This window comes from Candidatus Sodalis endolongispinus (assembly GCF_018777395.1).
Taxonomy (GTDB): Bacteria; Pseudomonadota; Gammaproteobacteria; order Enterobacterales; family Enterobacteriaceae; genus Sodalis_B; species Sodalis_B endolongispinus.
Window position 1 is genome coordinate 472,540 of sequence record NZ_JAFJYC010000001.1, and the last position, 13,211, is coordinate 485,750.

The window sequence follows — 13,211 nt, forward strand, 5'->3', positions numbered from 1 at the left end:
GTCTATCGATTTGAGCCGCGCTTAATGACCCCCAAACCGTTTTTTCAGCTTGTCCGAGAGTCGGCCCTCTACCCTTTCATTAATCTTCTCAACCACCGAGTCCACCATTGCCTCGACGGCCGTTATGCCAGCCGCATCCGCCGTGGCATCGTCAGTCGTGGCCGCCGCCGCTGATTTGACCGCCGCGCCAACCGCCTCCTGCAGCGTTTCGCTTACCGCATCCCCCGCCGACTCGACAGCGCTTTCGATGATTGCTCCGCCCACCTCTTTTGCGGCTTCAATGGCCGCTAACGCGATAAGCCCCCCCACCGGTCCGCCGAGTAATGTCCCGGCTTCCGCGGCTTCAACCTCCAGATTTTCCACAGTCGCCTCCTCTACCGTTTCTAACGCCATATCCGCTACCGTTTCCTCAGCCAGTTCCGCCGTCAGTTCCGCACTGCTTGTAACAGCCGCATCCGTTGCCGGATCCATGACTGACTCTTCCGCCAACGCTGTGGTTTCGTCTCCCGCCACGGGGAAGTCGGCGCACGCTTCATCAGCAAACTCCCGCATCTCAAGAGGATTAGGGGTCTGTTTTTTTTGCTCATGACATAGACCGCACCAGCACCTACCGCTACTGTACCGGAAACGCTAGCGCTGGACGCCAATTTTTTTAAAGGCTCGGCGCCACTTTGTTCCAATGCGCGCTTGGCTTGCTCCTCATAAGGCATGACAACCTTGGCAATGAAGGCCTGGGCAGCGTTATCGATAAGAGACAGATGATGGGGTTTGCCATCGGCAGCCCCTGACGAGGATGGCCGCGGCTCATTTTTAAGCGCGAGGGCAAGCACCACAATGCCAGGATGGTTTTGCGCTATAATTTCTTGATAATAAGCCGCTTTGTCTTGTTGGGTATACGCGCTGATGGCGTCTTGCATATCACCCAATATTTTATTGAGTTTCTTTTCGGTCAAACCGAGAACATGACTATTCTTACTTAATTCATCCTCAACGACGCCAACCGCCACCCCTTGCTGTTGATCATAGGTTTTACTGATTTTTTTAATTATCGCCTCGATTTTCTTTTCAGACTTGGCAATAGTGTAACAAACTCGAAACGACTGATAAGCATTCCACGCTTCCTTGATGACGTCATTACGCAAATCTTCGGCGACATTTTTAAGTTTTCGCAAATGCCGGGCTGAAAATTTATTTTCCTTAATATAATTTTCATGACTAGCCAGATCGATTTTCGCCAACCGAGCTGCCTCAAGTAAATTTTCACCCTGATGACAAATGTTTTTCGCGGCAGACAATAGCCCATAAGCGTCATTGGCCATCTTTTCATTTTTTATAACCGCGATAAATTGATACAATTCATTAAGCGCCTCGACGGAAGAGGGATAAGAATTTTCTGCGGTTTTAATTATCAACATATCATCCAATCTTTCATGGCTTCCGCCGACCGCTTTGTCCTGGCATTGCCCGGCAACGGGGGATAAAGCGCGCCGGGTGATACCGTCAACGCCGCCGGGGCCAGCCTGGCCGTCAGCGCGGTAGTGACATGGCCGGCGCTTCCCGCCGCATCACTCAGGCCGCCAAGCGTGAGGCTGGGTCTTAGAAGAGAGAGTAAGGTCATCACGTTGACGATATTGCTTTGCCTGAGGGCTGGCGGTCGGGCATCCATGACATTGGCGGCGTTGATTAACCGCCAGATCCTTTGACCAGCAGCCGCGTCATTCCGGGCAGGACGCAGAGCCAGCGGTCGTTGTTGACGGTTAACCACCGCCGCGTTGATCGTTTTATCGAGACGTTGGTTATAATATTTCCCTGCAACGCTATTTTGCAGTGCGACTGATGACATGGGCATTATAAACCTCCTGGTTTTAGCAAACTCCATTTCATAAGTAGTCATATCAAGGCGCAGAACACCTGACAGAGAATATAAATTGCTAATAAAAATAATTTCTGCCATAACGTTTCATTATAAAATAATGCCGTAAGAAATACCCTCGCGGGATATTTCGCGTTATACAGTCAAAAAAACAAGGCGCCGGTGATGCTATATTTCGCAGCAAGGTAGCATAGCGTAATTCGGTATTGCAACAAAAACGTGACAACCTGAAAGAATACTGGCGTGATAAACGGCCATCCGCTTTCAGGCCCGTCATTGGTGCATGACTTGCGCGGCGACCCGAGAACGCTGTCATCTTAAACCACCGCAATATATTTAACGGTAGTTTAAGGTATGACGGCTATTATTTCCCGTTCTGACGTCGGGTCAATTGATCGCGCAAATTTGGCGGCGTCTCTTTGATGGTCAACGTGTCGGTCGCTGGATCCCAGAAAATACGCTCGCCGAGCAATTGTGCATCGAAATTAAGCGTTATTCCGCCGCCGCTACAGGCATATTTGGTGAGCTGGCGCAGCGTGCCGCGATCGGCTGGGAACGTTTCCTCCAGCGCATACCCCTGTTCACTGGAGAACGCCTGGAAAGTTTTGTCACTCACCGGCGCCAGGGTGGCGGACAGATCCGCCAGCGCGATCTCCTCGCCGGCCTGCAGTTGCTCTTTGCAGTAACTGTGTACCTGCTGGCGAACTTCTTGCCGTTGGTGATTATCCAGCGCCGCATCGGAGCAGTAGTCATCCACCGCTTGTAGCAGGCCACGGTTTTGCGCCTTGGTGTCCAATCCCTCGGCTGCCGCGAGAAAGTCCATAAAGAAATCCGAGACTTTCCGGCCCACGCGCCATTTCAGAAATGTCAAATAGCGCTTGGAGGCCGGCTGGGTTTCCCATTCGGTCAGATCGATGCGTGCCACGATATCCGCATGGTGAATATCCAGGTATTGGGTACTGCTGATATCCAGCTGTTCATTCACCCGCATGCTCTGGCAGGTACCGAGCACCGCGATGATGATTTAGCCCCCTGAAACACCAGACGGTAGCTGTATCTCCAGATAAGAGATAGGCTTAAATATATGTCTAACACTAACGCCAATTTTGATATGACCGGGATCCCGTTAGGTCAAGAAGTCCGTAAACGTAAAACTCCTCAGGAAAAAATGGCCATTATTCAGCAGAGGATGGAGCCCGGCATGAATGTCTCCCATCTCGCACGACTGCACGGTATCCAGCCAAGCCTGCTGTTTAAGTGGAAAAAGCAATATCAGGAAGGCAGCCTCACTGCCGGGAAGGACGTTGTTCCTGCCTCTGAGCTTGCAGCTGCATTGAAGCAGGTCCGGGAGCTCCAGCGCCTTCTGGGTAAGAAGACGATGGAGGTTGAGATCCTAAAAGAAGCCGTGGAGTACGGCCAGTCACGAAAATGGATAGCGCACGCGCCCTTGTTGCCAAAGGCCGGGGAATAGCACAGGTCAGCCGCACCATGAGCGTGTCGCGTGCGCCGCTGTCACTGCGGATTAAGCGTTCTGCCGACTGGCAGGACAGGCGCTGTAACCGGCGTAAAATTGTCGATCGCGGAGATGACTTTTTCGCGACCGGCTGGTTTATCCGCCACCAAATCTAGGCCAGCCAGCGCCGCTACCCCTGGTCGCAGATCATTGACGATGCCGGAAGCGTAGTGCGCCATGCTTGGCAGTTGAAAAGCAAGAGTTCGGCAATCGTAGTGCTTAACGCGCGCGGGGAAGTGCAATGGGTGAAAGAAGGGGCATTGACGTTGGAGGAAGTGCGCCAGGTCGTCACGCTTATTCAGCGCCTGATGCGCGAGCAAGAGCGCTAAACGCTCGCACGAGACCTTGCCCGGAGGGAACAGCACAACGGGGCGCGCGGAGACTATCAGCCCGCCGCGCCGTTAGCCTGCGGAACCCAAGGCTCAGAACAGCGACACCCTGAAGCCCGGATTGAGGAAAGACTCGCGCGGGGTGTAATCCAGCGTCCGTCCCTGCCAATCATTGACCTGGGCGCCCGGCCGCCATCGCCACTGCGTGTCCCGCGGCGGTGTCCCAGACGCTGGTCGGCCCGAAGCGCGGATACAGCTGCGCCTTGCCCTCCGCCACCAGACAGAACTTCAGCGATGAGCCAATCGTCACCGTCTGGTGCTCACCCAGATGGGCTAAATAATCCTGCGGCTCTGCATTGTTGCCATGCGAACGGCTCACCACCACCAGCGGCGGCCGCGCCTCTTTGACTTCGATAGCCTGTCGTTCGCCATTCTCATCGATTCGCCAGGCCTTGCCGTCCGCGGCGGCATAAAGCCTATCGGTCACCGGGGCATAGACCACGCCCAGCACGGGCTTACCGTCCTCAATCAAGGCGATATTAACGGTGAATTCGCCGTTACGCCGCAGGAATTCCTTGGTGCCGTCCAGCGGATCTACCAGCCAGAAACGGCGCCAGTGCTGACGAAGGGACCAGTCCGGCGGATCTTCTTCCGAAAGGAGGGGAATATCCGGCGCCAACGCCTGCAAACCGGCAGCGATGACCCGATGAGCGGCCAGATCAGCGGCGGTCACCGGCGAGTCATCTTGCTTCTGATTAAGCTCCAGCGGTTTGTCGCCGTTGTAGACCTGCATAATAGCCGCGCCGGCCTCGCGGGAAAGCGCGATGATGTGTTCAATCATGATACACCTCGAAGATGAGCCTTAGGGTAATAATAATATTCTTTTGCTCGGTGTGATAATTGTTCGACACTCTGCGGCGCATAAGTTTCATACCACCGCGCCATCGGGAAGCCATCGGTGCGGCGGTAAAGGAAGCATATCAGCGCGCGAGACTGGCGGCCTATTGGCGCGCGACAAGGACAGCATTACAGCGCCCGATAAGGGCAGCCTAACAGCATGCGATAAGGCCAGCATTATAGCGCGCGATAAGGGCAACCTAACAGCATGCGACAAGGCCAGCATTACAGCGCGCGATAAGGGCAGCCTAACAGCATGCGATGCGGCCAGCATTACAGCGCGCGATAAGGGCAGCCTGTTGGCGCGCTTATCAGGAATTACAGAATTTCCAGCAGTTCAACTTCAAAAATCAACGCGCTGAAAGGCGGAATGGACGCGCCGGCGCCACGCTCGCCGTAAGCCAGTTTGTGGGGAATGTACAACTCCCACCGAGAACCGACCGGCAATCACGCCACTGACCGGGAACTCCGCCGGCTGGCCACGTTCAACCGAACTGTCGAACACGGTACCGTCCAGCAGCCGACCGGTGTAATGCACCCGCACACGATCCTGACGGGAGGGGATGGGGCCTTCGCCTTGCGTCAGCACTTTAAACTGCAGGCCGTATTCGGTTAGATTGACCCCTTCCTTGCCGGCATTGTCCGCCAGAAATTTATCGCCTTCCACCGCCAGGTGCTGCTGGCGTTCCTGACGTACCGCGTCGGCACGTTCGTGGACGGTACGCAGCGCGCGGTGAATCACGTCCACCGGCACCGCCGGGGCATTACCTTCCAGCGCATCGCGCAAACCAGCCAACAGGTCATCGGGCAACAGGCCTTCCAGCCCGGATTCTACCAATTGCTGGCCCACCTGGAGGCCGATACCGTAGCTCGCCTGTGCTTCTACGCTGTCTAATGAAGGGTTGGTCATGACATTTCCTTGAAATCTAAAAAAGCGAAAAGCGCAGCATAACAGCGCGGGCGGTTGGGGTAAAATGCCACGTGCAATTAGTATGACACCGGCCCTAACCGCACAGGCGCGGTATGAAATAGGCATGGAGCTTCATCTCGCGCCGCTCTATACTTCATCGGGTTACGGCAACAGTTTTGCAAGAGAGGTCATCATGGGCAGAATCGCGTCCAGGAAGAATACGTCCCCGGGCTTTTCACTGCCTGGCCTGGACGGCCTGCGGGAGAAATGGCGCCGCCGTTTCGGCCCCGATGATGACGTCAGCCGGCCGGCGGCCGAGGACGATAAGCGCGCGCCAGGGCAAATTCACGACGAACAGGACAGACTTGCCACGGCCTCGCCGCGGGACGCGTCCTATGCTCTGGCCATCGGCAGTGCCGCGGACGAGGACGAGCCGCTGCCGGCCCCCATCGGCAGCGCCGGTCATCACCCTGACTATCTGGCAGAGGTGACGCCGCGGACGGTTTCGCCCCCCGCCCCGCCCCACTCGGGTGTGGCACAGCGCGGGAAGACATTGCTGGCGACGTTGTGGCACCTGCCGGATGGATTTAAATGGATGGGTCCCGCTGCCGCCCTTGCATCGCCGCTGGCTGCTGCTCGTTGCCCTGATGGTGGCCGTAGTTTTGCTTTGGCCTTACAGCCCGCAGTCCCCTCCCGCCCCGATGGCGCGCAACGACGCGACGCCTGCGCCGACAATGCAGGCCGAGCTGGTGGACAATAGTGCCAGCGCCGGCAACACGGATAACCGCCACGTGCAAACTTACCGCATCGCCGACGGCCAGACGCTGGCACAGCTATTTCGCGCGCACAATTTGCCGGTAGCGGATGTCTTTGCCATGGCGCAGGTGGAAGGTAACGATAAACCGCTGAGCAGCCTGCAAGCCGGTCAGGAAGTGCGGATAGTTCAGAATGCGCAGGGCGTGGTAACGCTGCTGGAGATTGAAACCGGTGCCGCCGGTCCGGTACGCTTTTCGCTTCAGCCCGACGGCAGCTACCAGCGGCGTTAATCATGCCAGCAACAGCACCGTCCTTACACCGCGTCATTGACCATGCCAGCAACAGCGCCGCTCCCTTCGTCAGCGGCGCTAGCCATCGCACTGCTGGCGTCGATGGTCACGCTGACGCAGCGGCCATAGCTATTATCGCGTCAACCAGATCGGGCCTGGCCGGAAAAGCAAAACGCCGGCACAAGGCCGGCGTTTTAACCTCACATAATCTCGCGATTACGCTTCGGGTACAATCACTACATTCAGGCTAGCGAAAACTTCGCTGTGTACCTGAATGTTGACGTCGTGGTCACCGGTGGTGCGCAGAACACCGTTCGGCAGACGCACTTCGCTTTTGGCGACGTTAACGCCTGCAGCGGTGATCGCGTCGGCGATATCGCGGGTACCGATAGAGCCAAACAGTTTACCTTCGTCGCCGGCTTTAGACGAGATGGTGACGCTGCCCAGTTCATTGATTTTCGCAGCGCGTGCTTCAGCCGCAGCCTGGGTTTCCGCCAGCTTGGCTTCGAGCTCGGCGCGGCGCGCCTCGAAATATTCTACGTTTTTCTTGGTGGCCGGCACGGCTTTGCCCTGCGGCACCAGAAAGTTACGAGCGTAGCCCGCTTTAACGTTAACCTGTTCACCAAAACCGCCCAGGTTGGCGACTTTATCAAGCAGAATAACTTGCATTACCTTATTCTCTCAAAGACTTAGTGGACAATGACCGATTACTGATGACGATCAGTGTACGGCAACAGGGAAAGGTAGCGCGCACGCTTGATCGCGCGGGCCAGCTGACGTTGGTACTTGGCGCGAGTACCGGTAATCCGGCTCGGGACAATTTTACCGCTTTCGGTGATATAGTTTTTCAGCGTAGCGATGTCTTTATAGTCGATCTCAACAACGCCTTCCGCGGTGAAACGGCAGAACTTGCGACGACGGAAATAACGTGCCATAAGGCTAGTCTCCAGAATCTATCAAATCAATCTGCTCGGCATGCAGGACTATTTTGCTGAGGCCATTTCGCCCTTGATGGCAACTAATGAACCCCTGCACGGTGATCTGCGCGCCGACCGTTAAACTGCGAGTAATATAGAGTGTCTGTTTTCCACTGACCACCACGGGGAGTCGGCACCATGCCTGGCGTGAAAAACCGGCTCCCTGCTGCACAGAACGGTGCTCAAGCACGAACTGGCAATGCGGAATACCTGACGGGCTGACCTTTCGGATGGGTGTCTTGCACACGGTGCCCGACAACATCAGACGGTTCGCCGTCATCATCGATTACTCTTCAGAATCCCCAGCATCAGAGTCTTCGTTGGTTTCAGTGGCGAAATCTTCACGGCGCTCGCGGCGTTCGTCTTTCGCTTTAACCATCGGAGACGCTTCAGTCACCGCGTGCTTAACGCGCATGATTATGCTGCGAATAACGGCGTCATTGAAGCGGAAAGCTGTTTCCAGCTCGTCGATCACTTCCTGCGGCGCTTCTACGTTCAGCAGAACATAGTGGGCTTTGTGCAGTTTGTTGATCGGGTAAGCCAGCTGACGGCGGCCCCAGTCTTCCAGGCGGTGGATCTGGCCTTCAGCACCGGTAATCAGGGTGCTGTAGCGTTCGATCATGCCGGCAACCTGTTCGCTTTGGTCAGGATGAACCATAAAAACGATTTCGTAATGACGCATAGAATTGCTCCTTACGGATTATTCAGCCCCCTGTCAGGGTCAGCCGCGGCCCATGGAAGCAAGGAACGTGATAAGTTTACGGTCGAAAAATGACGCGCAATTGTACTTATCCGGCCGGCTAAACACAAGGACCGCGGTGGATTATTTCCGTGTTCCGTGGTCGAGGGGCGGTGTCTAAGCTTCGGCGACAAGCGTTTGAGTCGGGCGTTTAACATTTAGCGTTTAATGTGAGACATTCGCCGCTCGGCGTTCGGCATTTGTCGTTGGCAGTCTGCGTTCAGCGCTAAAGCACCTCGCGGAAAAAAGCCACGGTCGCCGCAAGCGCACCCACGGTGATCTTATGACCAATGTCCGGCTCGTAAGATAGCGCACCTGATGATGGCCATCGCGCGCGCACAGCGCCTGATACAGCCGCGCGCTCTCCGCTGGCGGCACCAGCGGGTCCGCCTCGCCATGCCAAAGCAGCAATGGCCGATCGTGCAGTTTATCCAGCCGCCGAAACACATCATAGTCCGCCAGCGGCGCCAGCGCGGCGGCGAAACGCCGTTCATAGTCCGGCGCATCGGATGTAACCGGCGGAAACAGGGTGCGACTAAGGCGCATAAAATCCCCTGATCCCATCAGCGCCGCGGCGGACATCAGCCAGTTAAAGCACGCCAGTGCCCCCAGTGCGGTCATGCCGCCCATCGAGGCGCCGCAGACGCAGACGCGCCGGCCGTCAATCTGTCCCTGCTGGCGATAATGCGCATACAGCGCAGGCAATTCATCGATGTTTTTGCGCAGAATATCCCAAAAATGCAGCAGGCGGCGTTGCTCATCGCCGTCAAAACGGGCACCATGCATCAAAGCATCCGGCAGGACAACACGGAACCCGGCCTGCGCCAGCGCATAGCCGAAATAGCTATAGACCTCTTTGGACGAGGTGTAGCCATGGTAAAAGAACAGCGTCGGCAACGGTGAAGCATAACCGCCCGCCGGCACCGCATGTATCACTTCGATGTCGCCGACGTACTCCTGATACATCTCGACCATGGGGCCTCCCGTTCGCCGTCACATATACGCTACGCCGTCCTGTCGCCGCAGCGTCCGGTCATTACCATAACCACTGCAGACCGGTTTCGCTATACTTTAATCACCTATGCATTGCGGATATTTGGCTATGAAATGGCTTCACACTAATCCTCTTTTGCGGCCTGCCGTTAGCGGGGTGCAGCGTGTTAAACGGCAAACCGCCGCCGGCACCGGAAAAGCAAGCGGTCGAAATCAGCCGCAATAAGGTGGGTTCGCTAACCCGGATAGGCAAGGTCACCGTAGACGAGCGCGGCAGCCCCATGGACGCCAAAAACGCCCTTCAGCGCGGGGCGGATGAGCATCAGGCACACTACTACCAGATCCTGATGATCGACGAGACGGTGACCCCGGGCGTCTGGCGCGGCGAGGCGATTCTTTACCGGTAAGCGGACGCCGGCAACTGCGGGGTTAGTTCTGCCACCGCTGCCGCACGGCTTCAAACAGGCATACCCCGGCGGCAACCGACACGTTGAGTGACGAAACCGTGCCGGCCATGGGGATGCTGATGAGCTCATCGCAATGCTCACGCGTCAGGCGGCGCATGCCTTCACCTTCCGCGCCCATGACCAGCGCCAGCGGCCCGGTCAGTTTACTTTGATAAAGATGTTGATCCGCCTCGCCGGCGGCACCGACTATCCACACATTATGCTGTTGCAGCAGACGCAGCGTGCGCGCCAGATTGGTCACGCGGATAAGCGGCTCGGTTTCCGCGGCGCCGCTGGCCACTTTTTTGGCGGTGGCGTTGAGCGGCGCCGCGCGATCGCGCGGTACGATTACCGCATGCACGCCGGCGGCGTCGGCACAGCGCAGGCACGCGCCCAAGTTATGCGGGTCGGTGACGCCATCAAGCACCAGTAGCAGCGGAGCGGCCTGCTTGGTCAGCAGCGCCGGCAGATCATTCTCCTGGTACTGCCGCCCCGCCTGCACCCGGGCGACAATGCCCTGATGTACCGCACCATCGGACTTCTCATCCAGCCACTGGCGGCTTACCATCTGGATAACTATGCCAGCCTTTTCCAACTGCTGAACCAGCGGCTGCAAACGGCGGTCGCCGCGCCCTTTTAACAAATACACATCCAGGAAGCGTTGGGGATCGCGCTCCAGCAGGGCCTGTACGGCATGAATACCGTAAATAATTTCGCTCATGATCGTCTTTCATCGTCAACGGGCCTAGTGCCCGTTTGGGGTTATGCTAGTCGACGTCGCGCACCGGCACTCAGCTCTCTGAGTGTTTGGACGTTGCGGCCGACTTCCTGCCGCGGCGCGTTTTGCCGCCGGCGGTTTTATTACGTGCTGCCCCGTCCGTGGACGGTTTGGTGCGAGAGGCTTCCTCGGTGGCCGGTTTGGACGGCGCGGAAAAGGCGTGGCCACCTTTGGTGCTTTTCGTGCCTCCTTGGGCGGCCTGGCCACCGGCTGGCGTCTGCGGCGCGTTTTGTCCACCACCCCGCTGGCGCTTACCACGCCCGCCGCCGGGCTTGTCGCCCCCCTTTGCCGTCACTGCTGCCGGCCGGGATGCGCTATCGGCCTCGAAATTAGCCGGCGGTTTACCGCTACGGCGACGGCGCGACGGTTTACCCTCGTTACCGCTGCGGGTCGACTGCGGATGACGCTGGCGCGCCGTTTTGCCGGCGCCTCGCGGCTGACGGCGGCTGGAAATCAAGGAAAAATCGATTTTGCGCTCGTCCATATGCACGGCCTCAACGCGGATCTCCACGGCATCGCCGAGCCGGTACACTCTACCGCCGGATTCCCCTATCAACCGCTGGCCGATGTTGTCATGACGATAATAATCATTGTCCAGCGACGAGACATGTACCAGACCATCGATAAACAGTTCATCGAGGCGCACAAAAAACCCGAAGCTGGTCACGCTGGTAATGATGCCGCTAAACACCTCGCCAACGTGATCTTGCATAAAGTCACACTTCAACCAGTCCGCCACGTCGCGGGTCGCTTCATCGGCGCGACGCTCGCTCAGTGAGCATTGCTGGCCCAACTGCAACATTTCTTCCAGCTCGGAATGCCAACCGCCGGTCGGGGTGGCGCGGCCGTCAACATCGCCGTTTTGCTGGCCAAGAAGATATTTTATCGCCCGGTGCAGCGCCAGATCCGGATAACGGCGGATAGGCGAGGTAAAGTGGGCATACGCCTGCAGGGCCAGCCCGAAGTGGCCGCGGTTTTCCGGATCGTAAATCGCCTGCTTCATCGATCGCAGCAGCATGGTTTGCAGCATTTCGTGATCCGGCCGACCGGCGACCAGATTCATCATATCGGCATAATCTTTCGGTTCGGGTCTCTCACCGCCGCCGAGCGTCAGCCCCAGCTCGCCCAATACCGTGCGCAACGACGTGATGTGGTCATTGCTTGGCCTATCATGCACGCGATAAAGCGCCGGCTCCTTGTGCTTCTCAACGAAGCGCGCCGCGGCAATATTCGCTAGGATCATGCACTCTTCGATCAGTTTATGGGCATCATTACGCTTCACCGGCTCGATACGCTCGATGCGCCGCTCCGCGTTGAAAATGAACTTGGCCTCTTCGGTTTCAAAGGAGATGCCGCCGCGCTGGACTCTGGCCTGTTCCAGCGTCTGATACATTTCATGCAGTTGCGTCAGCGGCTTGACGAGCGGCGCGTACTGGGCACGCAATTCCTGCTGCCCCTGCAAGATTTGCCAGACTTTGTTATAGGTCAGGCGCGCATGGGAGTTCATCACCGCTTCATAAAATTTATAGGATGAAAGACGTCCCTGGGCAGAGATGGTCATCTCGCACACCATACACAGCCTGTCCACCTGAGGGTTTAACGAACACAGGCCGTTGGACAGCACCTCGGGAAGCATCGGGATCACCTGCGAAGGGAAATAAACCGAGGTAGCGCGCCGGCTGGCTTCCTGATCGAGCGGCGTATGCGGGCGGACGTAATAGCTCACGTCAGCAATCGCCACCCCCAGTCGCCAGCCTCCGCTGCGTTTTTTCTCGCAGTACACCGCGTCGTCGAAGTCGCGCGCGTCCTCGCCGTCAATGGTCACCAGCGGCAGCGCGCGCAAATCGATACGCCCGCGCTTGTCGGCTTCCGGCACGTCTTCTTGCAAATCCGCAAGCTGCTGCTCGACTTCCGGCGGCCAGACATAGGGAATATCGTGGGTGCGCAACGCGATATCCACCGCCATACCGGTACCCATATTATCGCCGAGCACCTCCACCACTTTGCCGATGGCTTTGGTACGCCGGGTCGGGCGTTGCGTCAACGCCACCACCACCACGAACCCCATGCGGGCGCTCTGGGTGGCCTCCGGCGGGATCAGAATATCGAAACTGAGGCGGCTATCGTCCGGCACAACAAACGCGCTGCCGGCATCGGTGAAAAACCGGCCTACGATCTGGCTTGTTTTTGGCACCAGTACCCGCACGATACGCGCCTCGCGGCGGCCTTTGCGGTCCGCACCCTGGGGTTGCGCCATGACCACATCGCCGTGAATAGCCATTTTCATCTGTTCGGCGGACAAATAATAGTCATCCTTGCTGCCTTCGACGCGCAGGAAACCAAAGCCGTCGCGATGACCAATGACCGTACCGCGCAACAGATCCAGGCGCTCCGGCAGCGCATAGCACTGACGCCGGGTGAAAATCAATTGCCCGTCCCGCTCCATGGCGCGCAGGCGGCGGCGCAAACCTTCCAGTTGGTCTTCGCCGCTGATGTCCAGCTCTTGCGCCAACTCCTCGCGGCTGGCGGGCTTTTCCCGCTTGGCTAGATGGGCGAGGATAAATTCTCGTCTGGGAACCGGGAATGCGTATTTTTCTGCCTCTCTTTCCAGAAAGGGATCTTGTGACATCGTGCTACCTCCATAATGTCAAAACAGGTTGCCGTGCCGCTAACGGGCACGCGCACATCTATGTAGAGCGGCGGTCAAGGC

At 57.5% G+C, this 13,211-nt stretch carries 11 protein-coding genes and 7 pseudogenes; 5 read left to right on the top strand and 13 right to left on the bottom strand.

The window, feature by feature from the left end; genetic code table 11:
• Positions 1-21: 21 nt before the first annotated feature.
• From JZM24_RS02360 to yejK, 4 genes and pseudogenes are all read right to left on the bottom strand, one after another.
• Positions 22-393, bottom strand: coding sequence for a hypothetical protein (locus JZM24_RS02360; RefSeq protein WP_215668434.1), 372 nt, complete (start codon positions 391-393; stop codon positions 22-24).
• A 32-nt stretch (positions 394-425) separates the two neighbouring features.
• The gene (locus JZM24_RS02365; RefSeq protein WP_215668435.1) at positions 426-1,415 is read right to left on the bottom strand and encodes a hypothetical protein; all 990 of its coding nucleotides are present in this window, start codon (positions 1,413-1,415) and stop codon (positions 426-428) included.
• Entirely contained in the window at positions 1,409-1,954 is a 546-nt protein-coding gene (locus JZM24_RS02370) for a hypothetical protein (protein ID WP_215668436.1), read from the bottom strand. The genes JZM24_RS02365 and JZM24_RS02370 overlap by 7 nt, the downstream gene beginning before the upstream one ends.
• Positions 1,955-2,237: 283 nt before the next feature.
• Positions 2,238-2,897, bottom strand: a pseudogene (gene yejK, locus JZM24_RS02375) (nucleoid-associated protein YejK); the annotation flags it as partial.
• A gap of 87 nt (positions 2,898-2,984) precedes the next feature.
• Here yejK and JZM24_RS02380 point away from each other — a divergent pair.
• Positions 2,985-3,439: pseudogene (locus tag JZM24_RS02380) on the top strand (transposase); the annotation flags it as partial.
• Positions 3,440-3,517: 78 nt separating this feature from the next.
• Positions 3,518-3,715 (top strand): annotated as a pseudogene (locus tag JZM24_RS02385) (YtfJ family protein); the annotation flags it as partial.
• Between the two features lie 93 nt (positions 3,716-3,808).
• Here the strand turns inward: JZM24_RS02385 and cysQ are convergent.
• A pseudogene (gene cysQ / locus JZM24_RS02390) lies at positions 3,809-4,556 on the bottom strand (3'(2'),5'-bisphosphate nucleotidase CysQ).
• A gap of 374 nt (positions 4,557-4,930) precedes the next feature.
• A pseudogene (locus tag JZM24_RS02395) lies at positions 4,931-5,522 on the bottom strand (FKBP-type peptidyl-prolyl cis-trans isomerase).
• A gap of 581 nt (positions 5,523-6,103) precedes the next feature.
• On the opposite strand from JZM24_RS02395, the pseudogene JZM24_RS19350 reads away from it, so the two are divergent.
• Positions 6,104-6,166 (top strand): annotated as a pseudogene (locus JZM24_RS19350) (hypothetical protein); the annotation flags it as partial.
• A gap of 105 nt (positions 6,167-6,271) precedes the next feature.
• On the top strand, positions 6,272-6,568 hold the full coding sequence (locus tag JZM24_RS19355; protein WP_312884990.1) for a LysM-like peptidoglycan-binding domain-containing protein: 297 nt from the start codon (positions 6,272-6,274) through the stop codon (positions 6,566-6,568).
• Between the two features lie 216 nt (positions 6,569-6,784).
• Here JZM24_RS19355 and rplI read toward each other — a convergent pair whose 3' ends face one another.
• The 5 genes and pseudogenes from rplI to yjfP form a co-directional block, all read right to left on the bottom strand.
• Entirely contained in the window at positions 6,785-7,237 is a 453-nt protein-coding gene (gene rplI / locus JZM24_RS02405) for a 50S ribosomal protein L9 (RefSeq protein WP_215668437.1), read from the bottom strand.
• Between the two features lie 38 nt (positions 7,238-7,275).
• Complete coding sequence (rpsR, locus tag JZM24_RS02410; protein WP_005974788.1) at positions 7,276-7,503, bottom strand: 30S ribosomal protein S18; 228 nt, start codon at positions 7,501-7,503, stop codon at positions 7,276-7,278.
• Positions 7,504-7,507: 4 nt separating this feature from the next.
• On the bottom strand, positions 7,508-7,828 hold the full coding sequence (gene priB / locus JZM24_RS02415; RefSeq protein ID WP_215668438.1) for a primosomal replication protein N: 321 nt from the start codon (positions 7,826-7,828) through the stop codon (positions 7,508-7,510).
• 3 nt (positions 7,829-7,831) lie between these two features.
• Positions 7,832-8,227 carry a 30S ribosomal protein S6 gene (rpsF, locus tag JZM24_RS02420; protein ID WP_215668439.1) on the bottom strand — a complete coding sequence of 132 codons (396 nt, stop codon included), beginning with the start codon at positions 8,225-8,227 and terminating at the stop codon, positions 7,832-7,834.
• A gap of 283 nt (positions 8,228-8,510) precedes the next feature.
• Positions 8,511-9,259 (bottom strand): annotated as a pseudogene (gene yjfP, locus JZM24_RS02425) (esterase).
• Positions 9,260-9,441: 182 nt separating this feature from the next.
• Here yjfP and JZM24_RS02430 point away from each other — a divergent pair.
• A complete protein-coding gene (locus JZM24_RS02430) occupies positions 9,442-9,684 on the top strand; it encodes a YdgH/BhsA/McbA-like domain containing protein (protein WP_312884883.1) in 243 nt (80 codons plus the stop codon).
• Between the two features lie 22 nt (positions 9,685-9,706).
• Here the strand turns inward: JZM24_RS02430 and rlmB are convergent, their stop codons facing one another.
• Both rlmB and rnr read right to left on the bottom strand, forming a co-directional pair.
• Positions 9,707-10,444, bottom strand: coding sequence for a 23S rRNA (guanosine(2251)-2'-O)-methyltransferase RlmB (gene rlmB / locus JZM24_RS02435; protein WP_215668440.1), 738 nt, complete (start codon positions 10,442-10,444; stop codon positions 9,707-9,709).
• A gap of 70 nt (positions 10,445-10,514) precedes the next feature.
• Complete coding sequence (gene rnr, locus JZM24_RS02440; RefSeq protein WP_215668441.1) at positions 10,515-13,130, bottom strand: ribonuclease R; 2,616 nt, start codon at positions 13,128-13,130, stop codon at positions 10,515-10,517.
• Between the last annotated feature and the right edge of the window lie 81 nt (positions 13,131-13,211).